The 26,219-nt window shown below is 34.2% G+C and carries 22 protein-coding genes; all 22 read right to left on the bottom strand.

Annotated elements, in window-relative coordinates:
- Nucleotides 1-205: 205 nt before the first annotated feature.
- Nucleotides 206-409: a hypothetical protein gene (locus tag CVD28_RS04870; RefSeq protein ID WP_101591224.1), complete on the bottom strand. Its 204-nt coding sequence runs from the start codon at nucleotides 407-409 to the stop codon at nucleotides 206-208.
- Nucleotides 410-963: 554 nt separating this feature from the next.
- The gene (locus CVD28_RS04865) at nucleotides 964-1,173 is read right to left on the bottom strand and encodes a hypothetical protein (RefSeq protein ID WP_101591223.1); all 210 of its coding nucleotides are present in this window, start codon (nucleotides 1,171-1,173) and stop codon (nucleotides 964-966) included.
- A gap of 80 nt (nucleotides 1,174-1,253) precedes the next feature.
- The gene (locus tag CVD28_RS04860; protein ID WP_101591222.1) at nucleotides 1,254-2,207 is read right to left on the bottom strand and encodes a hypothetical protein; all 954 of its coding nucleotides are present in this window, start codon (nucleotides 2,205-2,207) and stop codon (nucleotides 1,254-1,256) included.
- A 3-nt stretch (nucleotides 2,208-2,210) separates the two neighbouring features.
- The gene (locus tag CVD28_RS04855; protein WP_101591221.1) at nucleotides 2,211-3,143 is read right to left on the bottom strand and encodes a pilus assembly protein TadB; all 933 of its coding nucleotides are present in this window, start codon (nucleotides 3,141-3,143) and stop codon (nucleotides 2,211-2,213) included.
- Nucleotides 3,144-3,191: 48 nt separating this feature from the next.
- Complete coding sequence (locus CVD28_RS04850) at nucleotides 3,192-4,775, bottom strand: ATPase, T2SS/T4P/T4SS family (RefSeq protein ID WP_101591220.1); 1,584 nt, start codon at nucleotides 4,773-4,775, stop codon at nucleotides 3,192-3,194.
- 18 nt (nucleotides 4,776-4,793) lie between these two features.
- A complete protein-coding gene (locus tag CVD28_RS04845; RefSeq protein WP_101591219.1) occupies nucleotides 4,794-5,537 on the bottom strand; it encodes a cobyrinic acid a,c-diamide synthase in 744 nt (247 codons plus the stop codon).
- A gap of 36 nt (nucleotides 5,538-5,573) precedes the next feature.
- Entirely contained in the window at nucleotides 5,574-6,449 is an 876-nt protein-coding gene (locus CVD28_RS04840) for a LysM peptidoglycan-binding domain-containing protein (protein WP_101591218.1), read from the bottom strand.
- A 231-nt stretch (nucleotides 6,450-6,680) separates the two neighbouring features.
- Nucleotides 6,681-8,525, bottom strand: coding sequence for an ATP-binding protein (locus CVD28_RS04835; RefSeq protein WP_101591217.1), 1,845 nt, complete (start codon nucleotides 8,523-8,525; stop codon nucleotides 6,681-6,683).
- Nucleotides 8,526-8,728: 203 nt separating this feature from the next.
- Nucleotides 8,729-9,370, bottom strand: a complete 642-nt coding sequence (locus tag CVD28_RS04830) for a hypothetical protein (RefSeq protein WP_257985755.1) — start codon at nucleotides 9,368-9,370, stop codon at nucleotides 8,729-8,731.
- Nucleotides 9,371-9,396: 26 nt separating this feature from the next.
- Nucleotides 9,397-9,576, bottom strand: a complete 180-nt coding sequence (locus CVD28_RS04825) for a hypothetical protein (RefSeq protein WP_101591216.1) — start codon at nucleotides 9,574-9,576, stop codon at nucleotides 9,397-9,399.
- Nucleotides 9,577-9,656: 80 nt separating this feature from the next.
- Entirely contained in the window at nucleotides 9,657-9,923 is a 267-nt protein-coding gene (locus CVD28_RS04820; protein ID WP_101591215.1) for a hypothetical protein, read from the bottom strand.
- 17 nt (nucleotides 9,924-9,940) lie between these two features.
- Nucleotides 9,941-12,640, bottom strand: a complete 2,700-nt coding sequence (locus CVD28_RS04815; protein WP_101591214.1) for a metallophosphoesterase — start codon at nucleotides 12,638-12,640, stop codon at nucleotides 9,941-9,943.
- A 25-nt stretch (nucleotides 12,641-12,665) separates the two neighbouring features.
- Nucleotides 12,666-13,247, bottom strand: coding sequence for a helix-turn-helix domain-containing protein (locus CVD28_RS04810; protein ID WP_101591213.1), 582 nt, complete (start codon nucleotides 13,245-13,247; stop codon nucleotides 12,666-12,668).
- A 374-nt stretch (nucleotides 13,248-13,621) separates the two neighbouring features.
- Nucleotides 13,622-14,425, bottom strand: a complete 804-nt coding sequence (locus CVD28_RS04805; RefSeq protein WP_180953938.1) for an HAD family hydrolase — start codon at nucleotides 14,423-14,425, stop codon at nucleotides 13,622-13,624.
- Nucleotides 14,426-14,430: 5 nt separating this feature from the next.
- Nucleotides 14,431-15,531: a cysteine protease StiP family protein gene (locus tag CVD28_RS04800; RefSeq protein ID WP_257985754.1), complete on the bottom strand. Its 1,101-nt coding sequence runs from the start codon at nucleotides 15,529-15,531 to the stop codon at nucleotides 14,431-14,433.
- Nucleotides 15,532-15,544: 13 nt separating this feature from the next.
- Nucleotides 15,545-16,867, bottom strand: coding sequence for a phosphoribosyltransferase family protein (locus CVD28_RS04795; RefSeq protein ID WP_101591211.1), 1,323 nt, complete (start codon nucleotides 16,865-16,867; stop codon nucleotides 15,545-15,547).
- The gene (locus CVD28_RS04790) at nucleotides 16,842-18,005 is read right to left on the bottom strand and encodes an HpcH/HpaI aldolase/citrate lyase family protein (RefSeq protein ID WP_101591210.1); all 1,164 of its coding nucleotides are present in this window, start codon (nucleotides 18,003-18,005) and stop codon (nucleotides 16,842-16,844) included. The genes CVD28_RS04795 and CVD28_RS04790 overlap by 26 nt, the downstream gene beginning before the upstream one ends.
- 130 nt (nucleotides 18,006-18,135) lie before the next feature.
- Entirely contained in the window at nucleotides 18,136-19,152 is a 1,017-nt protein-coding gene (locus CVD28_RS04785) for a DNA cytosine methyltransferase (RefSeq protein WP_101591209.1), read from the bottom strand.
- A 48-nt stretch (nucleotides 19,153-19,200) separates the two neighbouring features.
- On the bottom strand, nucleotides 19,201-20,469 hold the full coding sequence (locus CVD28_RS04780; RefSeq protein WP_101591208.1) for a DNA cytosine methyltransferase: 1,269 nt from the start codon (nucleotides 20,467-20,469) through the stop codon (nucleotides 19,201-19,203).
- Nucleotides 20,470-20,753: 284 nt separating this feature from the next.
- Nucleotides 20,754-21,455, bottom strand: coding sequence for a methyltransferase domain-containing protein (locus CVD28_RS04775; RefSeq protein WP_257985753.1), 702 nt, complete (start codon nucleotides 21,453-21,455; stop codon nucleotides 20,754-20,756).
- 237 nt (nucleotides 21,456-21,692) lie between these two features.
- Nucleotides 21,693-22,475: a MerR family transcriptional regulator gene (locus CVD28_RS04770; RefSeq protein ID WP_101591207.1), complete on the bottom strand. Its 783-nt coding sequence runs from the start codon at nucleotides 22,473-22,475 to the stop codon at nucleotides 21,693-21,695.
- 769 nt (nucleotides 22,476-23,244) lie between these two features.
- On the bottom strand, nucleotides 23,245-26,172 hold the full coding sequence (locus CVD28_RS04765) for a hypothetical protein (protein ID WP_101591206.1): 2,928 nt from the start codon (nucleotides 26,170-26,172) through the stop codon (nucleotides 23,245-23,247).
- Nucleotides 26,173-26,219 lie beyond the last annotated feature (47 nt).

The raw sequence follows: 26,219 nt of genomic DNA, 5'->3' as shown, positions 1-26,219 counted from the left end.
ATTGGAAGCTCCTTGGAATGAAGTGATAGCGAAAGCACCTAATCCAATAATCAAACCAGCAACGATAACTGTTTCAATAGACACATATCCAGAACTTTTACGTAAAGCATTGATTGTTTTTTGCATGATTATTTTCCTCCTTAATATAATGATGAAATATTTTTATTATAGATAAACTGCAAGTAGAAAATTCTATTCTACGTTATTACTCAGTAGCTTGTGGTAAGTTTTCGTAGTTTGTTTGAACTGCTTTTACTTGGTCAATAGCAGTGTCACGTACACCGTTAGAAGCCTCTTGGAATGAAGTGATAGCGAAAGCACCCAATCCAATGATTAAACCAGCCACGATTACTGTTTCGATAGATACATACCCTGAATTTTTTCTTAATGTGTTCATTACTTTTTGCATGTTATTTTACCTCCTCAAATTTTTATACTTTATTGATTTTATAATTTACTCTACCTTATCTTTTTCTATAACTCTTAGACGTTTTATAGTTGCTTTATCATAAACTGGTCAAGATTTTTTAAAGAATAATGTAGATACTTTATTATAGAAATAGTAATCCGACATATTCTTTCATTTACTCTCTGCCATTTTATTTTTTAAGAGATATTGAATGTTTTTTGGTGAGTATTTTGTTTTTATTATCATATACACTTCATTTTTCAACATTCCGTTTTATGTGCTTTGACTTGTTTAATAGTTTCATTATCATAAAGGGATTTGTTTTTCGTGTATAAGTTTGGTTTATTTAATACTTCTGTTATAATGATAGACTTTTAAACCTTTATTATTCCTATATTCAACCTAATATGTGTTTGACCCCTGTTTCATAGTTATATAGATATTTATCTTTTTCTCCTACTTATTTTCCTGTTATTTTTCTATTCCATTTTTTAAAAATACCTTTTAAAAACAAAAAAAAAGAAGAGATTTCTCTCTTCCATTTCTTCTATTTCTTATTTTCCTGAACGACCATTTAACAATTCAATGCTGTTAAATCTGTCTTCAACGGTACTTACTGAAGTTTCTACTTGTTCTGTCCCTGCCACATGCAGACCTTGAATTGCAAAAGCACCAGCTCCTACAACAAGTCCACCAATAATCACCACTTCGATAGAGACATAACCATCATTCCGTTTTCTTAAAAAATTCATCAACTGATTCAAAAATATCAACCCCTTTTCGATATATTCCGCACCCATTTCATCTTTATTATATGCGTTTCTATCTACAAAAAAAGGGATTCTTAGAATCCCATTCCTGCTCTTGTAAAGATTTCGATACCGAATACTGCTAAAGGTACAAAACATAAGAGAATGATAGCAATAAAAGGAATTGCGATGGTACTTTGAGAATACACCAATCTTGAAAGGTCTCCTCTACGCTTCACAGCGTTGTTCTTTTCAATGATTTGTTGCATATTGTTCTCTAACAAAGTGATAGAGTCTTCTCTTGAATACTCTCCCATTTCCTTTAATACATTAATTGTTTCTTTGAAACTTGTTTCTCCAAAACTATCTTTAATGTAATTCAATCCATCTTCTTTATTACGGATATACATACGGTATCCAATATCGAAAATTCCTTTATAGCGAGTATTGATTTTTGATAGTGCGAATAACACTTCGCTAATCGGTTTTTTAGAACGTAGCATTAGAATAATAAATAACTGCACAACTGGAATATCCTTTAAATGCAAATGTTTATAAGCCTCTGCTCTACGTTTCAAATAGAAGTCAGGAACTAATGCCATACATAAAAGAATGATAAAAGCCATTATTTTTGCATTTGCATTAGAAGACTGCTGTCCTTGTGAAACTAAACCTGCAGAATCTACGTTAAATAAAACTTTCGCAAACCAGTCTCCATTACTCATAATAACTAAAATGAAAATGAATAAAACAATACTTGACATCATTACGCCCACTTTTAACGCAGTGAAACTTCTGACATTAAACAAGTGTGTAAGGTTTGCTTGTGCTAATTTGTTTTTCAAATCTTTTGTTTTTGGATGCTCTTCTTTTTCATCAATAAACCAAACAAAAGGCATATAGTATGAATACTTATATAGCTTGTTTGACCATTTTGATTGAAATGGTGTATCAATCTTAACTTTTTTGGTCTCCACTCTAAATGAGTTGAGGAGACCAACAGCTAAGACAAGGGCAACAAAGAGAAAGATATAAACTAATGTACTCATGTTTTATTTCCTCCCTTTCTTAGACGATAGTTTAATGTTAATCATTATCGTTCCTACGATAGAAGCCATACCAACTACAAAGCAGAAAATCCCTGTCATGCTACCAAAGAAAAATTCTTTCCCAATTGGGTTGAATACGATATTGGCAAATCCACCGACAAACGCAATGATAGCAATGGCATAGTTTAGAACAACACCATACTTTTTATCTGTAATACCAGCATTTTTTAAAGAGTTCTCTTTTTCAATGATAGTAGATAAATGACGAAGGTTTAAGATAACATCTTCTTTCTTGGTTTCTTCTTTATAGCTTAATAGGATAAACACTAAAGAATAAACCCAAATATTATCCATTTCGTCTGCAAATTCCATGAATGCTTTTTCTTGATTGTTTTCAGATAGCATTTTACGTGCTAATCGTTCAAACTTAGACTTTAATGGTTCTTCGACAGATTGAGAAGTTTCATAAACAACTGATTTTAAATCCCCATATTTAGAGAACACTTTGATAATCGTGTCAATTACATAAGGCAATTGTTCATCTACTTTTTCATTCACATCGACAAGAAGCATTGTCATGATTTTATTTGCAACCCAAATCAATGAAATAGGAGCAATTACACCTAAAAGGACTTGTTTCATGCTGATAAAGTACAAGAAGATAGCAAGAGCTACCGCCATAGTCCCATAAAAGACTAAAGCGGAGTATCGCTCTTTATTTCTTTCACTTAAAAAGCGTTTTATGGTGTTATCATATTTTTTGAAAAACTTGTTGTTACGGATAATGTCTTTCCGAAACTTTTTATTTCCGAGTCCATATAATTCCTTTTCTTTCTGGTAGTCTGTGTACACATCCATCAAAAAGACAATTAAAATGAAGAATAGAACTCCTAAAATAACATTTAATGCAAATGTTGGTGTAAGAATGATATCCACCTCCTCTTTTATAGTCAACTATAATACTATTATAGTATATAGTCAATGTTACAAGTCTTTTAATTGGGACATAGGCACTCCATTTTCATTAAGTCTTTTCTTTAAGTCTTCACTTAATTTATTTCCTGTTGCTACATAGCGACCTTCTAACGGATTTTCAGGGTCAAAATCCCATTTGTATAGGACATTCATTCCTGCGAAGTTCCGCTTTTCATCAAGAAGGATTTCAGAAATAGACTTAATTCTGATTTTGTCTCCTACTTTTCTCATGATAATAATAATATCAATAGATTTTGATAGTTTATTTTTGATATATTCACTGCTTTCATTTGCACTTTCCGCAGAAGATAAGTACATGTCCACACACATATCTAAGAATGATTCGTCATCCAATGCGTGAGCAGTAAACATATTTCCTTTTGTTTTTAAGTTTGCTTCATACACTTGTTTAAATTCGCCACCACGAGACTCTGGAATGATAACCCTGGAAGCAGTGGTACGAAGAGAAGCACGAATTTGTCTATCGAATGTAAAGCCTTTTTCTTCGTCTACATTCAAGATAGCCACGTCATGTCCTTTAAGAACACGCTGAACATCTGTTTCAGATACAGAAGCAATAACAACTTTTCGTTCAATAGGCTCTGTATAAGTTAATAGGAAGTTGATAAAGGTTGTTTTACCAGTACCCATTTCCCCACCTATACCAATGTTGGATTTACCTTTCACCAACACATCCATGAGCTTGTCAATCTGATTATCTACTGTTCCAGATTTACGCATCATGTCCAAACTTGGTAGGAAGTTAGAGAATTTACGAATATTCATAATGTAGTTCTCTGACGCTTCTGGAATCAGAATGTTTACCCTGTCTTTATTTGCTCTTGTTGCTTCAACAATTGCGTTTTCCACAGAGTTTAATTCTTTTTTGTTAAATTCCACTGCTCTTGAAAATACACTTTTCAATTCGTCTAAGTTTCTAAATTCTTTGTTGAACTTGTACTTTTTCCCATCCTTGATATAGTAAATATCACTTTGGAATCTTGGGAATACTGATGCATTAACCATGATTTCCCCAACTTCAATGTCGTCATCCAATTCTTGAATAATACCCATTCCGTAAAGGTTAGAATACAAACTATATACATAACTCTCTACTTCTTCAGGTTTTAGAAGGTTAGAAGAAACAATGATGTTACGGATTTTTGATGTAACATATAATCTTGCGTTTTTGTCCATCGTAGCTTTTTTCAGCATTTCCGTATGGTTTGTAATTTCAGTAGGTGTTCCAGAAGGGAAATCCATTTGTTGTTTTACCATGTTTTCAAGAGTCAACTCAATATCGTTGTTTTTCTTTTCTACATGAAGAACTTCTCCATCCTTACTTAAATCAATCGCATTTTCTTCAAGGACATTTCCTTGTAAGTCTTTATAGACCAAAACTACTTCACCGTAGCTTTTTTCAATAACAACGAATGTGTTTAAATCCATTTCGTGTCGTTGAAGGACTTTTTTGTTTCTATCATGGATTTCTAACACAAAGTCCGTTTCTTCTACGTCATAAGCCAGTCCAATCAAACGATAAGGAATCCCTTTATCTTTGACTACGATTGGATTTGGATTAAAGTTTAACATAGTGATTTTCCTCCCTTCTTACAGATTTTTTACCATATTTGTAAACACTTCTTGATTTTTGCTCTTTTGTTTAAAGAATTTAACAGATTGATTTCCATTTAAATCAAGATTATCAATTGCACTGTCGTCATATTCAACTAATCCAATTACTTCTAATTCACTATCTTTTACAAAGTTAGTAAGGTCAGAAGAGCCAGAAGTGTGCATATTATAAACCATTTTTACTGAATCTGTTGTTTTCTTGTATTGATTTACAATACCTAATGCACGAAAAGCACTTTTAGCGTTAGCCACGTTATTACGTGAAACCATTACTACTGAATCTGCTTCGTGGATACCGTAAACTGTACCAGCGTTATCAACTTCTGGTGATACAACTGCAATTACATAGTCGTAAACATTCTTTAAATGCTCGACAATCGCTTTCATGTGTTTTTCTGTAAAGACTTTATGTTTGCCAATTAATTTTGTTCCTTTCAAGACTTCTACATTGTTTTTCATCATAACCATGTTTTCAACAAATAGTTCATCCGTTAAAAGGTTTCCATCAATCTTGTCAATCAAGTTGTCAATTCCATGAATTTCATCATGATTTGTCAGAGCATGAGCTAAATATGGTTGCTTTAAGTTAAAATCAACTAATGCAATTTTCTTTGTTGGGTTTGCCACTTTCAAATAATGTGCCATATTTGTCCCTATAAACTTCGCTCCGTTTCCTGCTACAATCGGATAAACTGTAATCATTTTCGCCTTGTTTTCCATTTAAGAACAACGCCTCCTTTATTTTTCATCAATATTTTAGTTTGCTGGAACTTGAATCATTTCTCCTGCATCAAATTCTTCTTTTCCGTTATTTAAAGCAGAAATTGTTTCTTTCTTTGTTTTAAATTTCAGAGCAAGAGATTCAAGTGTGTCTCCACTTTTCACTGTATAAGTAGAAATAGCTTGTCCTTCACTTCCGCTATCATCTTGTTTAGAAGCGTTTTTTACTTCTTCGCTATCCGCATCAAATTTATCACTTGATTCAGTGCCAGAAGCAATTTTATTTGTATCTAAATCATTGATTTTAACAACAAGAATTTGTCCAGTTGTTTTCGCTACAAAGTAGTCTTTTGCTTCTTTTTCAGATGCAACCACATTGAAAGTACCATTCTTCTCTTCTTTTCCTCCACCTAAGAGAGCACCACTTTCAGCTTCCGTTTCTTTCATTACCTTTTTGTTCGCAAACAATTCTTTGACACTGACTTCACCAGTTTCTTCATCTGTTAGTTGAACATATACTTTTACGTTGTCATTAACCTTAATATCGCCAACGGAATCAGGAGTAATCTTAAGCGTTAAATTACCCACTTTGCTTGTCCCTTTTTCTTCAAGACGTTGTTTAGTGAGCGGTTCTCCTTTAAGCAATCCACCTTTCAGTTCTTTGCCAACCACACTATTTAGGTCTGAAACATAACTTGAAAGGACAGATGTGTTGTCAATTTCAAGTGGCATAAGCATATCTGCTTGAATAGCTGTATGTGCCTGAATGTCTTGCTTTGCAACATAAATTGTCACTTTGTTTGCTTGTTCTTGTTTTGGAGCAATTACATTCTCGTAAGCAAATATGCCACCAGATAGAACCATAAGACCAACAATTGCTCCCATAGTTGTTTTGTACTTTTTGTTGTTCAAAAAACGACACCTCCTAATTTAATTTAAAAATCATGATTGACTAAAGATAATTTTACACTATTCATCGCCTATAGTCTATACTATTTTAGCACAACCTCCCAAAAACGAAAGTCTAACCTTGTTCGACATCTCTTTAGTACATGATAATGAATTATACTGTTTTACACTTATAATTTATTCATGACCAAAATAGTCCATGAAAAAAGAGAGGGGTTAAACCCTCCCTTCTTTTTACAATCCTGTATATCGACTTCCAAATGGCGATTTTTCTTTCTTTATTTCTCCATATTGAGCCATTTCCTCTAAAGTTTCTTGAATCTCCTTTATAGACATGGCTTTACTCATTTTTTGATTAATTTGAGAGTGTACCTTTTGAATAGTCGTATCACTTAATGGAAGTAATTCTTTTAAGATTCCTTTTAACTTATCACTGTTATTGAAATCATCCAATTCATCGAATGGATTTTTACCATGTGGCGATTCTGTCTTTGTCGTTCTGAAACGAATATACATGGTCTTGTTTAATGTAGCAGAAGAAACAAAGGCGTTACCGCTTGTTAATTCAGGCAATCTTTTTACTTGGTCATCATTTAGATTCGTTTCTTTTTCAATCATTTCCATGTCCTCTTTGATTCCAGTTCGGAAAATGATTTTAGTGTTTAATTGTGCAGTAATGGTCGTATCCAACAAGGCTGGTCGTTGCGTACCAAAGATTTCAAATACTCCATATTTACGTGCCTCTTGTGCGATTTCACGTAATATCCGTTTCGTTGGATTAGAAGAATTGCCATTTGGGGCAAAGTTATGAGCTTCATCCATTGCCACAAAAAATGGTGGGAATGGAGTAGGCTGTTTTCCATTAGCACGTTTATTGTTGTTCATTTGTTGCCAATCTTTATACAATCTTCTTTTGCGATACATTTTCCCAATTAAATACGAAGCAATCATTCGCAAGTGTGTTTGGCTTCCACGAATAACTGCTAACTTTCTGTTAATCAAGGCTGATTCAACAGAAGATACATCGTGATTGAATAACCCTGTATTCTCTAATTGGTCAAGTCGCCAAGAAATCGCCTGAAGAGTGGTTGCCCCTGCTACTCTGTCTTTAAACTTCACATAAAGCAGAGCTACATCTTCATCTAAAGTTTCACGTTCACGTTCAGGTTTTTCCATATTTTCAAAGGCTTTTTTCAATTTGTTTATTCTACCACTTAGAGTTGTAAAGCTATCATGTTTTTCATGAAGAGCTTCAACTGCTCCCCTCATAGGTTGTGATAATTCACCTACAAATTCTAAAAGAGATAACAATTCACCCGAATTTAACTCAGCAAAATTAATCCCTACATCTTCTCCCACTTCAAACAGTTCATACTTGCTACTATAATTGAAGCGATATTTTTCCTCTAACCCTGTCATAGTTGTTGAAAAATCTAACTCAAAATGAGGGTCAAATAAAATACCAGGGATTCCTTTTTCCATAATTTCTTCACATATTACTCGTAGTCCAAAGGTCTTTCCTGAACCCGAACCACCAAATAATCCAATATGCGGATATTCTTTAAAAGAAAAGTAATCTAATAAAAAAGGCACACCATTTTGGTCAATGACTTTTTTAGCCTTCGCATTAAATAAAGGTGCTACATTCTTAATTTCTTCTGGCAAGTGTTCATGAAGGGTCTGTGTCCCATTAATCACGCCAATACTAAACCCTTTTTTGGGGGATGTATTGACTAAAAGATTCCCAATTTCTTTGAACTCTGGAATTTTTAGTTCAGAATGAGGAGCAATCGGTGTTTGATGTTCTTGAAGCATTTTTAACCGACCAATATACACTTTTACATTGTTACTTTTTTGATAATCAAACAATGTATCTAAACTTTCTTTAATGCCTGATTCGGGAGAAAAAGTATGTTCTGTTACTTTCTCATAGGCAACCGTCTCAATCACTTCCCCAACTGGAGAGGAGTGCTCATTATCATCTACAATTAAGTATTCATTTAATACAAAAGCTCTATCTAAGGAAGCCACAAATACTTCACGTTCATCTGTTTTCCCTACTACGTAGGATTTAGTCATTCTTTATCCACTCCTTTTTTACTATTTCAATTATATGACACTATTTTTATTTAGTCAATTATTTTTTACAAATAGACTTTGGTTTTATACAACATTCAAATTTTCTTCTTACTTTTCACACCGTTTTTTGTTCATCACTTTTTCAAACTTGATTCTTACTATTTCAATAAAAAAGACATAGATTGCTCTATGCCCTTTGTTTTCTATACTTTGGTAACAACTGTTCTACCATCATTAATTTTAAAGTGGTAGGCTGTATCCCCCATTTTTGCTAAGTATTCATCATGTGTAACCATAAATACTTGTCTTCCAGTATCGCCACTTACTTCATAAAGGAATTTTGCTACATTTTCAGAATGTCCTTTTGATACATATTTAGACGGTTCATCTAAAAATAATGGGGCAACATTGTTATTCCCTGTTAGTTGCAACATGGCAATAAAGGAGGAGAACGATACAACGTCAGCAACACCGCCACCTTCTTCTTCTGCAGGGTCAGCTTCTACCGTATAATCTTCGTATTTGGACTTTACGATAAAGTCTGCTACTGGTGAATTACCCTTTTCATCTAATTTAATATCCAAAGACATATATTCTCCAATGATAAATTGAAGAGCATTAGTAGAAACGCTTTGTAAGAGGTCTTTCGCACTTTTACGTGCCTCCACCGAAGCATCTTGAAGCAATATCTTTTGGATTTCAATTTCCTCTTTGTCCTTAATTAATTGCTCAATCTCTTCTTCCTTACTCTTTTTATCTTCTTCCAGTTTTTGAACAATCCCGATATCTTGACTATATTTTTGCTTCATCATTTCAAGGGTATCTTTGATAGTTGATACATGCACGTTTCTTCCACCCCTTTCTAATCTTGTTAGGATAATAACTCTAAGCCTATTTCAATTTCCATTGAGGCTTCCTTTTTCTCATTCAATCTTCTTTGCTTTTTCAATGCCTGTTTATCTTTTCCTTTTATTCGATTTGTAGGAAAACGACCATCTCCGTTAAAGTCCCAATATCGATGTTTTTGAATATATACTTTAGATTGTTTCATCTACATGTCCTCCCTTTCAGAGATAGTACGTTTTACATTAGATAGATACAAAGACCCCTATATAGAGGTCTTGTATAGGATTAGAGTAGCTTATATTCTTTCAATAGGTCGAAAGGAATCATGTCTTTGATGGAAGCTAAATTTTCTTCGATTTTCGCATCAATCTGTTCAATTTCTTTTCTACCTTCTTCAGCGGTTGTCCCTAAGTTCTTTAGCTCTTCATCCGTTTCTTTCAATTGTTGCTCATAGATACCTTTAGAAGTTAAAGCACGTTGACGCAAATCCTCCGATGCCTTAATTGCTTTCTCTGCATATTGAAGTTCATTCATAATTGCTTCTTTACTCATTGTTTTATTCGCTCCTTTTATTCGTCTTTTACGTATTCTTGAACAATTCGGTTAATCGTAGCTTTATCTACTGTTCCGAAGCAAACAGGACATTTCCCTGCTCTTTCTAAGGCTTCTTGATATAACTGAATGTCTTTTAGGATTTTATTGTTTGATTCTTTGATAGCTTTATCTTCATTTTGGATACTTTGAACCATCTTGTCCCTTGAAGAAAGAACTTTTTCAATCTGTTCTTTTCTTGTGAGAACTTCTTTTAATGTTTCAAATTGAGCTTTTAGCGTATCCACATTTTCTGTCTTTTCCAAAGTCAAACGAATGGCTCTTAGTGACTTGTTGTTTTTATCACGCTTAACTTCCAGTTCTTCTGCACGTTTTACTTTTAAGGTCATTTCTTTCTTTACATTGACCTTTTCATGAATCTCATGTAAAAGAGAAGATGCTTTATCCATTTGCTCTGTTCGTTTTAATAATTGGTTTTGAGTATCAATGGATTTTAAAATGTTTTCACGTTTCAGAATGGATTGTTCAATCGCATTACGTTTATCAAACCCTTTGTTGAGGTTATCCACTAATCGTTTAGCCTTTGTCACTTCTTCTGTTTTAGAGATAATGTTTTGTTCCTGTTGAATTTGCTTTATTATCTCTTCACGTTTGAATACTACCTTTTCAATCGCATTTCTTTTATTAATAGATTCATGTGTCAAACGAAGTTGGTCTTTTGCTTGGTCAAGATGTTTCAAAGAATCTAATGAGTGATACAAGTGTTTCAAACTAAAAGAAGTCTTTTTGTGCTTGTCCAATAGCTCTTCCAAACGGTTTCGTTTTGTTTCCTGTTCTTTCGTTTGGGAAAGCAAGTAGTAGACCTTATCTAAGTCTTTCAAGGCTTCTAAAGCCTTATCGTTTTCTGAAATGTTCTCAACTAATTTCTCACGTTTGGTTAAGAGCGTTTCAATCTTTTCTTTCTTCACTTTCAATTCTTCGATTTCTTTGACCATTTTTTCAATAAAATCAATAGATTTTTTCAAGTCAGGAAGATAATCAAATTCTTTTAAGCGACTATCTGTTTTTGCTAACACTTCATTAGCTGTTTTGATTTTTTCATTGCTTCGCTTGTTTTCAGAATCAATGTCCCGAATTACCGCATCAGCATATTGAGTACCGTAAATTCCACCAATCATTTTTGCCTTTTGTGGGGAAGAGTATTGGTCTCCAATCATGAACCAACCTGTACCTTGTTTTAGGAAGTTAAGATTGAATTGCAAGTCTTTATCAATATTAAGCTGTGTAAAGCCTAACAATTTCTGAATTTCAGGAAGAATTTTTGTATTGTTAAATTCCACTTCACCAGTATTAGGGTCAGTAACTTCATACCCATTCTTTCCACCACGTTTAGCTTCAATATATCGGGAAATAATATAACCGTTGGACAAATAAATGGTTACTCTTGCATAATCCGCTCCAATACGGATAATTCGTTTTCCTGCTGGTTTATTTTCGTAAATCCAATCAAAGGCTCGTAGAACACTCGTTTTCCCTTGTTTACTTTCTCCTACAAAGACGTTAAATCCGTCTGAAAAATCAAGTTCTGTAAATTCGTGAGATTGGAAGTTTTCCAAAATGATTTTTGTTACATAGGCTTCTTTTACAACCCCATCATCAACAGCTTTCATAGTAGCCATTTTTTCACTTACACGTTGAACTACTTTGTCCTTAATAGAAACAGGTAACTTACGATTATCAGCCAAATCACGAATGATTTCATTAATATCCGTTGCTTTTTTAACCCCTGCTTCACGAACTGCTTTCTTAAACTCTTCTAATCGAGCTTCTTTTTTCTTTCGTTCTACTATTTTTGTTCGGTTTAAGACCATGTTTCCATCTACTGCTGATTTCAACGGAATTTCTTTTAGTTGCAGTCCATGTTCTTTCGTAATATCAATCAGTAAAACTTTCACCTTTCGGTTGATTTCCTTCAAGTCATTCGATAAGCGTGGAATCGCACCAGGATTTACAAAGTATTTCCCATCTACCTCTGTAATCGGGAATCCGATATGGTCATGCCCTGTAATGGTCAAGTCTGCTTTCGTATGCTTGATTTGGTCAACAAGTGTGTGACGGAATAACTCACCTTTTGATTTATCTGTTAAGTATCCATGCACCATATGAATATGGAAATCTCCTAATTTCTCTTCGACAACATAATCACTGATGTATTCAGGGCTATCAATATCTAAATGATAATGTGTTCCAGTTACCGCAATTTTTAATCCGTCTTCGGTGAAGAAGTAGAAAGGGTTCTCCTTTGTTGCAAACTTCATCAACCCGATTTTATTAATGAAACCGATTGTGGTTTTTGGAAGTGTTTTTAGATTGTTTCCGAACAATTCATGATTTCCTGCGACACCAATTAAAGGTGTGTAGTTTTTCAAGGATTTTAAAACTTCTTCTTGGTCATAAGGTTCACCAGAGGTTAGTTTCGATAAAATATCAAATATATCAATCCCTGACCACATTTCCATTACTTCTGCTACATAATCAAGAGGAGGATTTGGCGTATCAAAAAAATCTCCTGGTTGCAGAAATGCACTTACTTTGTGTTTTTTCCCTAATTCAATAATCTCCATCGTTTTTCGTTTCATCGTTTCTCGAAAATCGTCTAATCGGTTTTCGGGAGCAGTGACACGATAATGCTTGTCTCCAAAATATAGAAATTTCATATTGGATATTTCACCTACTTTCTTTTTAAATCGAAAGGTTTAACTCCTTCAAATAAGAATCAAATTGAGAAGTGTCAAACTGCTTCATTTCCATAGATTGACGAATTGTTTCCAGTACACCCTTCAACGTCAACGCCCAAACCTTTTCTTTTCTAAAAAACCAATTATCGCTTTCCTCAAGGTTGTTATCTATAATCACAATTTTGTAATTCATCTTGCTTTCTTCTTTGAAAACTTCAAACATTTGCGGAACAAGTTCCTTATTCGGTAGGTTTTCAAGAATTTGCTTCACATGGTCATTTTCATACCAAATTTGAATGGTGTTTCCTTTGTATCCCAAATGTTCTACACGAACCTTTTCTCCATCGACAGTAAATGTTTTTCCGAACATGTTTTTGTTTCGTAGAAGCTCTTCAATTGCTTCTCTTTTAATTAACCACGTATTACCGCTCTTTTTTATATCCTTTTGACGAAACAAACCATCTTTAATCCAAGTACGAAATGTGCAATCTGCTACATCATACTTTTCAGATGCTTCCTTTGTTGTCAGGACTAAATCTAAAATATCTGCATCCCTATACAGGGTTTCCTTTGGCTCTTGATTCATGTCTTCTCTCTCCTGTATTCAAATTCATAGAGTATGTCATTTCAAAAGCCTCCATGTCTTATTCGTTTTTTTGTTGGATTTGTATATCTTTTATTATATAACGAATTCGTTATGATGTCAATTTTATTTTACAAAACTCTTATTCTATTCTATCTTCATGTTCTTATTACATATCTTTTATCTTCATAAGATTTGATATTTCACCCTACATATATCTGAAGATTTTATAAAAAAATAAGAGTAAAAGTGAATGTGATTCCCAATAAGTATGATTTATTCATACCTTTTTGTTCGATTGTGAAACTTAATTCTTCCTTTTACCCTTATTCTTAAATTTCTATTATTTATTCATGAAGAAGTATGAACAGTTCATACTACCTTACGTATCGACAGAGGTGCTGTACAGCATTTAATAATTCCTCACCAGCCAACATTCCCTTTTGGTGAGTGACGTGCATAAAGTCTTCTGTGAAACTTTTGTGCCTTGGTGCAAACCCATGAGTTGTTTTGCGTAACATCTCTAAGTCCATATAAGAATCTCCTGCACTAATTGTAAAATCCCAACCTTGCTGTTTGATTAGAAACTCTACCGCATCTTCTTTTCGTACATAGTCTGGAAGTAAGTAGGCTTTTCGTGAGTTGATATCCATTCGGTATCCTTTCTTCCGTAAAGAAAGATTTAATACCTCTAATGATTGTCGAACCTCACCTGTCATTTCTTCAAATTTGACCATCAAGTAAATGTCTTCACGATTAATGATGTCTTTTAATCCTTTATCTTCAAACATATAACGTATCGTTTGTTCCAATTGAGAGGCAGTTAAGGTGTGTTCTTGACGTTTCTTGTTGATATGGTCTTCCCACTCTTTTAGTCTTTCTCCGTTGTGATAGATATGTGCTCCATTATCACAAATCATCCATTCTGGAAGGGAATCTTTAATGAATCCCACTCTTGTCATGGTTTCCCACGTTCTTGTGCTTACAGGGATAAAAATACTTTCATTCTTTTTAAGTTCTTGAAGGATAGAGAAACCCTCTCTTGTCATATAAGAAATAGGCTTTCCATCTTTCTCCTCAACCAACAGACTGTCGATTCCTTCTTTTTGGAACTTCTTTGAAAAAATCAAAGTTCGGTCTAAGTCGGAAAAGAATACTGGTGTCTCTTTTGTTTCTCTCATATTCATTACTCCTTTATCAATCCCATGCAAGAGTAATTCATATCTTTAAAGACTTCGACTGAAACATTACGGTCTTTGGCTAACATAAGAATATGCTCTAAGTGAGGGTTATTTAGGTCATCCACAAGAATCTTCCAAGGTACTCTACGAAGAAGAACTCTTGTTGTTTCTCCAACACCTGGTTTGATTTTGTTAATATCTTTGATTCCGAACTTTTCTTGAATGGACAATACTTCCTTCATTCCTGAATTGACCACTTCACCTTTTTCCAAATCTACTGTTTGGAGATATCGGAAATAGCGTGATACTTCATGGATAAAGAAGAACGACACATCAACTTTTTCCCATTCTTCATAATATTTAGCTCCATGATAATCGTGTTCTCCAATAACATCGTCACGATGGAAAGTTCTACTTACCAATCCGCTAACCGTTGAGTTTAGACAAGCAGAAGGAATTAAGAAGTCTTCTCTTGTTCCATAAATGGAAGTCGCTTGTGAAGGGTCAGCCAAAACCGCCAATTCCCCATCCAGTTCCACATCATACTTCTCTTTGAAGTCTAATACTGCTTCTTTCAAAACATTATTGATAGCTCCTTTTCCTGTCCAACCATCAATGAATTGAAGGTTCGCAGATTGGTGCTTATTCACGATATACGCTACTGCATTTTCATCAAATCCTTTTCCACGAATAATGGAAATGCTGTAATGAGGAGCAAAAATACCATATTTAAATTGAATGTATTTTTTAATCAAAACGCCAATTGGTGTACCAGCCCTTGCTAATGAAACCAAAATGACATCTTTTCCTTTTTCTTTCACAATAAGCTCTGCCACATTCGCTACGTGTTGAGCAATCGAAAGAGCAGAAGCAGACAATGACTTGTAGAATAGATTCAAGTATTCCTTGCTTGGATAATACTCTTTTGGAAGCATTTCAGAGTAATGTACGCCTTTAGAAATATTCGCTTCCTTTTCCTCTGTATTCATTTCTGATACTTTATCACTTACGTTTTTCATAACAAAGATACAATCATGCTCTTCATAACTACTTGGCATATTTGGTTCTTGTAGATGTTTTACTTTATCTAAAAATGCTTGATTCACTTTAATTTCCCCCTTAAACCATTACAAAGGTAATGTGTTCGATTCCTTTTGAACGGATATTTTTATAAATAGATTCAACTGTATCTTGGTTCATATTGTTTTCAACAAAGAAGAATACTTCATCAAAACCGCTATCCTTTAGATTGTAAAGGTAATTTACCACTCCATTTTTTAGTTCGTACTCAATACGGTCATGAACTGGATACCCTTCTTCTTGTGCTACATAGATAGGACTTCTTGTAGAGGATTTATAAGCTACTCCTTCGCCCATATAAGCAGAGATACGTGAAGGAACATACATAAACTCCCCATTTCCGATAGAAAGGGTTTTATTACCCTTTCGTAGTTGCTGAAGGTATCCACCTATTTTTTTCGCTTCTTTTTCAATCACTTTCGCTTGTTCAGAAGTAACGCCAAATCGACCAGTTGTTAAGAGTAAACTATCTCTTTCAATCAAACCTCTTTGAACCGCTACTCTGTCTTTCATTGGGTGTACAATCAATCGGTATCCCTTAACGTCTTCGATATCAATTTCTGATTCTTCCAATGCTTGTTTTTCAAATACTGTATTATTCTTTAGTTCTACACTTCCTCGCAATAGAGAAAGAACGTCAATTTCTAAATTCAGTTCTTGTTTGAATGTTTCATAGTTTTGTTCTTGCTGTTCTGTTCTCCAATCCAATAAAGACATAATCGTATATCGTTTATTTGGGTACAACTCATTTAGAGAACGGATAAGATTTAAACACGTATTTCCAGTGGTAATTTCGTCATCAATCAGGACAATATGAGAAACCTCTTCTAAGACCTCTGTATCCAACAAATAACATAAATGGTCAGTAGCATGAGAATGTTCTTCTTGGAAATCAAACACTGATTTTTTGTCAGAAAACTCTTCTCTTGTTGTGTGAACATAATGAGCATTATCAAATGCTGAAAATACTGCATGTCCAATTCCTGTTGCTGTTTCTGCAAAGCCTAAGAATAGAACCTTTTCTGAAAGAGAGTGCGTCTTATTTAACTCCCCTTTTACTTTTTCTGTCATATTTCCTGTTTTTACTGCTTCTACTAAACTATGAATATTAGAGAAATATTGATTTCCATATTTTTTAGCAAATAGATTTGATAGCAAATGACCTGATAGTTTCGGAATGTCAGGATGTACTTCCAAGTGTTTCCCTAAGAGCTTACTAACGAATAGAAAGCTCCGTTTAGGATTTACTCTTGCTCCCATTACAAACAAGTCTTCCATTTCAAACTGAAACGGATTCGCAATGGTTTCTATGTCTAATTGAACTTGATTTAATATATTAAAAGAGTTGAACGTATTCTGCATCTTTATTTAGCACCCCATAAATTTTAGATTTGTTAATGACTTTCATCGCCCAATTGTGGTGAGGCTTGATTTCATTCATTTTGTTTCCACCTTCACCCTTTACAACGCCTTTTCCTTGATTGTTCAAGATAGCCATTGCATCCATATATTCTTCATACGTTACAACTTGAAGACCGTTTACGTAGGTAATATGAGAAGGATGGATAACTGTTTTTCCAACAAAATTATTCGCTTTATCTAAAATGATTTCTTTTACCAATCCATCAATTTCTTTGCAAATAATGTCCTCACGTTGTTTCAATCCTTCAACGCCTTTTTGTTTATAGAAAGGAGTGAATCGAAGTTGAGGTTTCAACATGCGGTTTTTATCAGGGAAGTATTCCCACACTACACCTGAAATGGTATAGTTTTGACTTGCTCTTCCAAATAGATTTACAATGTCTGACATTGCGTTGCTAATAACGTGAATGTTGTAAATCGTAAAGTCGATACCACGTCTGATTCCGTAAAGACTTGAAAAGTCCGTACCACCTAAACGAATATTTAGGATGATTTCTTGGAAATTATCAATGATACCTTTGATTTTGATTAGTTCTACCATTCGATATTCAATATAGATAATTTCAGGTGTCTCCAAAATCGGCATAGCATACCATGATTCGTTATATTTCTTGTTAGCTTTCATAATAGCTTTTAGGAACGCTTCTCCATTTTGAGAAGAGAACTTTGGCAGATTGAATCCAGTCACCAATTTAAATTTCTCACCTTGTTCCAAGAGTTTAATTAATTGTTCGGGTGTTCTAACTCGAACAAAAAGAAGCGGAAGGTCGTTTTCGTTTACGTTCCCTTCCTCTACTGCTTGATTTAACAAGTCTAATTGGTGAAATAGATTTTTCTCTGCTTCTTCTACTTCTTCATCCCCAATGGAATCTTCTAAGCAAAGCACATTGGTTGTAAGAGCAGGATATTTGCGATTAATCAAGGATTCTGCAATGTCTCCCTTTGTTGCTGGTGTGTACATCGTTGCTCCTAACGCATTGGCTAATTCATCTTTTGGTGTATTTTTATTAAATTCAGTAGGCTGAATATAAAAAATTTGATTACGTTCTTGTTCTGTTAAGTGTCCGTAATGTTTCATGTTGTCATATCCTTTCTCTTTGTTTCCGTATTTCTCATAATATATAAGCTATTATATCGAGTTCGTTGCCTATTGTCAATGAAATGAAAAGAAAAAAAGAAATTATTTTTTACAAAAAAAGAAAGACTAATTAACTTAGTCTTTCTAATATTTCTTTATTGATAGTTGTCGCTATATGCTTAATAATGTTAGGCGAAATGGAACTGCATATCTTTTGCCAATTCAAAGAAGGATTACTGGAAAGAATAAAATCATCAGGGAAACTCTGAATACGCATTGCCTCCCACATACTAAGCACTCTATCCATTTCAGGGTGAATAGGTCGTGTGAAGTTCTTTTTCAAGGCATAGAATGGTTCTTCCCAACGGTCACGCTTGTAATTCGCTCCTTGTACCTTTAATTCATGTGCTTCCATAATATCTTCAATATCTTCTTCCGTACAACCAGGTCGGAAATACTTCATAATGTATTCTTCTCTGGAAGGATTTGTTTTAAAGTCCATTGGAATATGAAGTAAATCTTCTAACACATCTCTTGTTGTAACCGTCTTTCCAATCGCTTCGGGAAAAACTGGTTTTACTTTTAGGTCATTTCGGACACCAATGATAAACAGGGTTTCTTTATCTTGTGCTACGCCATAATATCGGGCATTAAGCAATTCAAAATCGACTTTGTATCCTAACTCCTTTAAGAGTTCTATCATTTCATTTAGAAATAATCGTGATTTACCAGTAGTCAGTTTTTTTTCGTTACTAATGACAAATACTTTTGGCATGATTTCTTCTATCAATCGAGCAATTTCTAAAATAAGGCTATCAGTACGTTGGTCAAAGGAAAGTTTTCGACTTTTGGAGAAAAGATTAGAAGGTGGCGAGGCATCTAAAATATCAATTTCTTCTTTTTCATATCCAATTAGATTCAGCAATTCCTCTCCTTTTACATGTTTAATGTCCTTATGAACAAATATGGTATTCTTATGATTATATTCATACACTTTTCGTACTTCTTTATGAAAGTCTACTGCAACCTTCACATCAAACCCTGCCAAATTATAACCAATGGTATTTCCACCATATCCACTAAATAAGGAAATGACGGATTTGGTTTTGGGTATTTCTCGAACCTCTCTCATTAATAGCTGTTTCATTCTCTTACGCTCCTCTCTCAATACGGTTTAAAACAGAACTCTTTTATTTTATTTAGCTTCTGTTTCTTTTAATAATCGAGCAAGTTCAATTCCGAATTGATAAGCGATAAGAGAAGGAATCCCACTGCAACGCTCATATTGGTGAGCCAATGAAACATCTTCTCCAAAATAGAACCAGTCAGGTACAGTTTGAAGACGTAAGCACTCACGAACAGTAAATCGTCTTGGTGGTGCTACTTCGTATTTATCCATTTCACGAATATCATAGTTTGCTGGTTCAGGATAAAGTGGCAACTGTCTTGCTTGACTAACAATCGTAAAGGAAGGTTCATCCCATTGTTTTTGACGATTACGACTTTTGTATCGTGGAGAATAATCCCCTTTGTAATACTCCTCTTGATTCTTGATGTCATACAAACCATATTTATCACGATTATCTACGATTTGAGCATTGTTTTTTCCATTCATACAAGAGGTTAAAGTCCATGCTGGATTATCAAATTTTACTTTTCTCAAGAATCCAGTCCTTCCACCACCTGAATAATAGGCTTTTCCCAAGAATTTTTTCTGGTCTTCTTCGGGAATATCTCTCCAATTCCCACCAGGAGGCACTTTATCAACGAAAGGAGCTTCATCATTACGGATACCATATCCCTTATGATTATTCATTCCATTAGGGTCTGGTAAATCCCCAATTGCCTGTCTTATTGTGGTTCGTTGTTCTTCTGGAAGCGGTTCTGGAAAGACAAATGTTTTATTTAAATCCTTACGTATTCCAATAGCAAATACCCTTTTGCGTAGTTGCGGAACGCCATGTTCCCACGTATTGATTAGCTTCCATGATACGTTATATCCAGCTTCTTCAAATAATTTCATGAGTTCATCAAAGAATGCCTTATGATTCTTTGTTAAAAGCCCTGCTACATTTTCCATGAAAAAGGCTTTAGGTTGTTTTTCTTTAATGATTCGATAGAAATGATACCCAAGGTCTCCCTTCTCTTTATCATTCGTTCCCTCACCCTTTCCTGCTACACTGAATGGAGTACAAGGAAATCCCCCCGAAATCACATCAGAATCAGGTATTTCTTCACTCTTTAACTTTCGTATATCCCCTAATATCGCATGATTTCCGATGTTTTGATTGTACGTATTCACTGCATACTTTTGATTATCTATAGCAAATTGAATATCATATCCAGCTAACTTAAATCCAGACGCTCCCACTCCTGCACCACTGAATAAATCCGTCATGGTTACTCCGTTTAAAGGAAGTTCTATCATCCCCCATCTATATTCAGATAAGTCCTGTTTTTTCATTTGTTATTTTTTCCTCCTTTTCTTATAAAATCCCTTATATCTGTAGGGTGAATTGGGACTCGCAACTTCTGGAAAACATAAACCTATATAGTCCCAAAAAAATATCTAAAATAAATATGAATAAGGTATGAACTATTCGTAAAAAAACTCATACGAAATGCCAAAACCTTTCTAAATAAATACTCCATTATTTGTATTTGTCGTAAAAACTTACTTAAAAAGTATGAACAACTCTTAATCAATCGCCAGTATGCGATTAAATATGAAAAATCTAAGGTCAAAGACTATTTGATGGCTAAAAAACCTGTGAAGTTCAAATACTTGAAAAACACTTCTACAGTCGAGAAGCCAGATGATTGTAATAATTGATTGTTTTCAACTGCAGTCATTGAATTTAGAACGCCACGCAATGATTTATCCTTTTCACGAATCTCTTGTGGTGTTAATCCATGTATTTCTTTTTCATCATGGTAAAGCTGTGTAAATATATCCTGTATTTTGGATTGTTCAGCATAGCACTTCTCTACAAATAGAAAAGCACCACCTTTGTTTAAGGCGTTATAGATGTTGCGAATCACCATTTCTCTTTTTTCAATAGGAATGAATTGAATCGTCAATACCGAAAGAATCAAATTGCTTTTTTGTTCAAATGTGTAATTTTCAATGGATTGATGAACAAAATGAATGTGTTCGTGGTCATGGTTCTTTTCTATTGCCTTTTGTAACATCGATTCAGAATCGTCAATGCCAATGAATGTAGCTTTTTTCTCTTTATGTCGCTGATTGATATGGAAAATGGTTTCACCAGTAGCACATCCAAGGTCATAAATAACGGTATTTGGTTGCACGAAAAAGTCTGATAGCTGTGTTATGACTTGTTGCATGGAGTCATAAAGTGGCACAGATTGTCTGACGTGATTATCAAAAACATGGGATACTTCTTGGTTGAAACTCCATTGTGATAATGGATAGATGGCTTGACTCAATCTTTCTCCTCCTTTCTCAATATGGGAAATGATTTCTCAACTATGGGATATGACTATATTATACAAACTATTAAATTTCGTTTATAGTCAATACAAGCTCAATGAAGCGTGAGTTATTTTTTTAGGTGATAAGAAGCAATAAAAAAAGCCCTGCAGTCATGCAGAGCTTTTGTTCTTGTATATGAAATGTGCCTCTCATTGAGGTCATATTTGAGCTATATAAAGCCTATCAATTCATCATTTGTTTCCAAATAACTTAGCAAAAATGCTTTTTGGTTTCATATTTTCTTTTTGTTTATCCGTTGCTTCTTTTAATGATTTCATTAATTCAGCATCTCTTCTTGCAATTTTTTCTTTTTCTTCTTCGTGTTTCTTTCTTTCTTCTTCATCACGTTGTTTTTGTTCCTCTTTAAACGTAGTGAGTTCCGAAAGGATTTTTTGTGTTCCATCTTCGTTCCAATTTTTTTGTTCTTCTCTCAACGTATGTAATTCTTGAAGCATATTTTCTTTCCCAATAGCAATTTCTTGTATCACTTCTTTACGTAATGTTTCTTTTAATTCTTCCCTATCCTTATCCCATTGAGTATGGATAGCTTCCAATACTTCTTGTCCCATTTGTTTAATCGCTTCACCTACAATTACACCTACCATACCTCTTACACGTTGATTTTCCATAAGACGTTCAGCGTCTACAGCATTCATTAAATCAGCAGTTTTATTACTCGGTTCTTGGACTGGTGATGGAGCATCTTCTTGGCTACGTAATACAAATCTGTCGTCTGTTTTTAACAGCTTAGATATGTCTTTCATAGTAGTTTTTCTACCATATTCTTGCTTTAAATCTCTAACAAATTCAAAGATTTGCATATCAATATCGTAATACATCCTCTCATTACGATTGTTTCTTTTTACATAATGAACATCAAATTCTTCTAATTGGTCTGTCCAGTTGCGTAAAGTTGGTGGTGGCACTTTTAATCGTTCCGAAGCATCTCCTAATGTAATAAATTCAACTTCCATTTTATCTTTTCACCCTCTTTCAACCTCTTATATACCTCTATGATAGCTTCAAATGGGATGATTGAAAAGAACTTTTATTCGAGTTTATTTTTAAACAGTATTAACTTTTAGCTCAATCATAAGCTATTGATAGGCAGTATATTGAAGTTGCCCTACACGAGAGGTCATATATAGATATAACTGACAACCTATTAATAGTTAGTGATGTATATTGCCCTACATGATAATTCATAGTTGGACTTAACTTATATCCTATTAATAGACTACTTCTGTATCTTGCCCTATATGAAAATTAATAGGTTGCTCTATTTTTTATCCTCTTTATAGCATATAAAAAATATCGCTCTACATGAGATATGCTATATAGACGTATTAAATAAGCTCCCGATAGGTTGAACTTGATGTTGCTCTACATGATAGTCCATAGCGAGGTAAAAAAGAGCCTATTGGTAGGCTGTAAATCATGAGATAGACATAGAGGGGCAGGATATTTGTAAACTTACTGGTTATATATTTCGTGTCCAGATTATGATAAACAAATTTAAGGATAGATTTTAATTTACCATTGGAGAGGGGTAAAGAATTAAGTAAGAAGTATGAACATTTTATTACTTTTATATAACGGAAGTTGAAAGGGTAGGGGAGGGGAATTAATAATTCATATTAGTTATGAGTAAATTATGAGTTATTCATAACTACTATATAAAGACTAAGAATTTTAAATAAAAAAGAGAAGGGAGGGGAGTACCCTCAAACCTTCTCTCTTTTATTATTGAACAACGTGAGTTTTAACGTCATCTAAATATGAACCTTTAACCTCAATTGTTACATTTTTAACGTCACACAACATTTCCCTTGTGTAAGGCTTGTCATAAGAACCATAGAATGGTTCAGTTTCAATTCTTACATTGTAGTTACCATCTTTTGTGTTTTCGTTAATATACACTTTTCTTTCAGGTTTGCTGATAACGGTTCTTGGCTCTAACTGATACGTAGTTGTCGTATTAGACCAGTGACCAGTTTGATTTCCGTTAAGAACGATAGCAATTGGTTTACCCATGTCATCTGTAAATGGCATAGTAATCTTCAATCTTGCTGATGAATCAACAGCAGTATATTTAGGAGATACGCTTCTTGCATACCAGCCATGATGCCAACCATCATTCCACCATTTCGGAGTATCATTGTAGGTGTTTGTATTGTAAGTTGAGACAACTTTCAATTCAAATCCATAACCAGCTTTGATTGTTCCTTTGGTGTTCAACAAGTCAACCCATCCACCTTGTTTATCAGTAGTGAATTTACTTCTGAAGAAAATGTTTTTGATTTCTTGTCTTTCATAGAAGCTAACGGTTGGATAAGAGTAATAATAGTCAGTTTCTCTATGTGTATGGCAACCGTCATCTGTACAGTGTGTCCAAGACCAACCATATGAATCTGTTATTGTGAATCTTGTGTTCCAGTTGTTAGATTTATCTGCAACTACACAATAGAAATCATCTTGACGATTTTTTTCTACATTCACTTTATCCCAACCAATATTATCTGTATAAGGGTCAGTTTCTTGTCCAAGAGGGTTTCTTTTTAACTCAACATATTTTCTTGGTTTAGGGTTCGCCTCTACTTGGATAATATGCTCTCCTTCACCTACGTTTACAGCAGGAAGAATGGCAGATACTTTTGTTGTACCCATTGCATCTACTGAAATCACCTCATTTGCACCAGAAATTAATTTTCCGTCAATTGTGTAAATAACAGGGATTTGTTTATCCTTCTTGTCGTAGTTGAAGTTTGAAAGATTGTAACTTACTGTATATTGAACTGATTTTTTGTTTTGATTTTTAGCCATCCAAACAGTTTCAGGTTTTGCTACAAAGTTACTTACAACAATGTTGTCAGGGTTTACTAAACAGTCAGGTTTTGCCACGTCATCAGAAGGGTCATTATTTAGCCCTTGTTTAGCCCATTTTGAAAGGATACTACCTTGGGTACATAGTTTAGGTTGTCTTGGTGTAATGGAAGCCCAAAAGAAAGCATAATCTCCTTGTTTCTTCAATACACCGTCAGCTATAGGTCTTCCTTTGCTATCATAAGCACCTTCCATTTCGTAGGTTCTGTTCGTAGTAACGGTTTTGGTGTCAGTTAATTGGATTTTTAAATCCGCACCATCAACAGGTTTCGTTCCTGCTGTTTTTGTAACTTTGTATTTTACCCACATTTCATTGTTAGGCATTACATAATCAACAGCGTTTCTATCAAGGTCATAATAACCTTCAAATTCTACACCTATGTTTTCAGGGGCAATTTCAAGAATGATAGATGCATCATCATCTGCTGTGTTGATATTGTATCCCATATCATAGAATTTTTCTGGAACGGTAGCATGGAATTCAATATACTCTTGTGGTTTTCCACTTTCAGGTACTTTGTAAGTAGAAGTATAAACAGCAGTATCACCAGAATCCAATTTATTCTCATTCGGAGAATCAGCAGTATCTACATATTTATAATCCCAATTTCCACTCCCAATTTTATCATCGTAGGCAAAATTGTTGTCTAATGTCATTTTAGTTTGGACATTTTGAACTTTATCGGGCATATTTTTTACCCAAGTTTTAATCGTATAAGTTTCCCCTTTATAAATCCAAGGGTTGCGAATTACAGGGTCATTTGCCTGAATTGCATCATAACTTGTACCATTTCTTGTTTGTTCAGCAACTACACGACCATTGCTATCAATAATTTGGTATTTGACTAAACGCAAATTATTTTGTTTAGGTGGGGCAGTAATCAAGGTTACATACCATTTAATTCCTCCAGATTCATGCCAACCAAGCCATACACCAGTTTCTTCTTCAGGGTTTGTTAATGGGCGGAAAATATTTGCCCAATATTCTGCATTTCCTTGGTCTTTAAATGCTGGATAGTCTTTAAAGAAGATATCTTTTATCCATCTTACTTTTTTTGAATGAGCATTTAAACTATCGTTAGCGTAACCAAAGGTATTGATACTTTTTGGTAATTCCCATCCTTCCCATACCCAATCTCTTCCAGACCAATATTGACCAGCTTCAGCTTTTGTTCTAACTCTTTCTAAAGCATTGGATTGTGCATCAGCAGGGAAGTAAGGATTACTAACTACTGTACCTTCTGCGTTGTAACCAATGAAACGCCATTCGTATTTTTTTCCTTTATACGTTCCATATTGAATGGTTTTTGTACCAGAGTTATTTCCATAATAATCGCCAGTCCAAGGGTTACTTGCTCCATATTTTAGATTGAGCGTTCCTGGAAGAAGGTGGTCTCCACCATTACCTCTTATCGTTTGACGATTTTCAAGCATTCGACCCATATCTGTTTGAGCTAATGTTGGGTTTTTTTGTGGTACAATCGAATACCATATAAATCCTCCAGGATACGAACTATTCTCTGGCCAATACTCTTCACGATTCATTTCAATTCCTAAACGATTATAATAATCTCCTTGTTCGCTATTGTAGTTCGGATTGAATTTGTATTTGATTATTGTATCAGTTCTTTGGTCTACAAGAGTTGGAATAATTCTATTATTTTCACTCCCATTCCCATTACCAAAACCCACAGCTTCAGCATAATCAGTTGTCATAACTAAAGCACTACTGATTAAAGTCAGTCCAATTATTGAAGACGTAGCAGTTTTTTTTCTGATTTTCTTCATACTCTCTGATTTCCCCTCCTTTTTAAAAAAGATAAATTATATAGTCA

This window comes from Bacillus sp. M6-12, from assembly GCF_002860285.1.
Lineage (GTDB): Bacteria > Bacillota > Bacilli > Bacillales > DSM-1321 > Peribacillus.
This window is presented reverse-complemented; position numbering and strand designations above follow the sequence as displayed.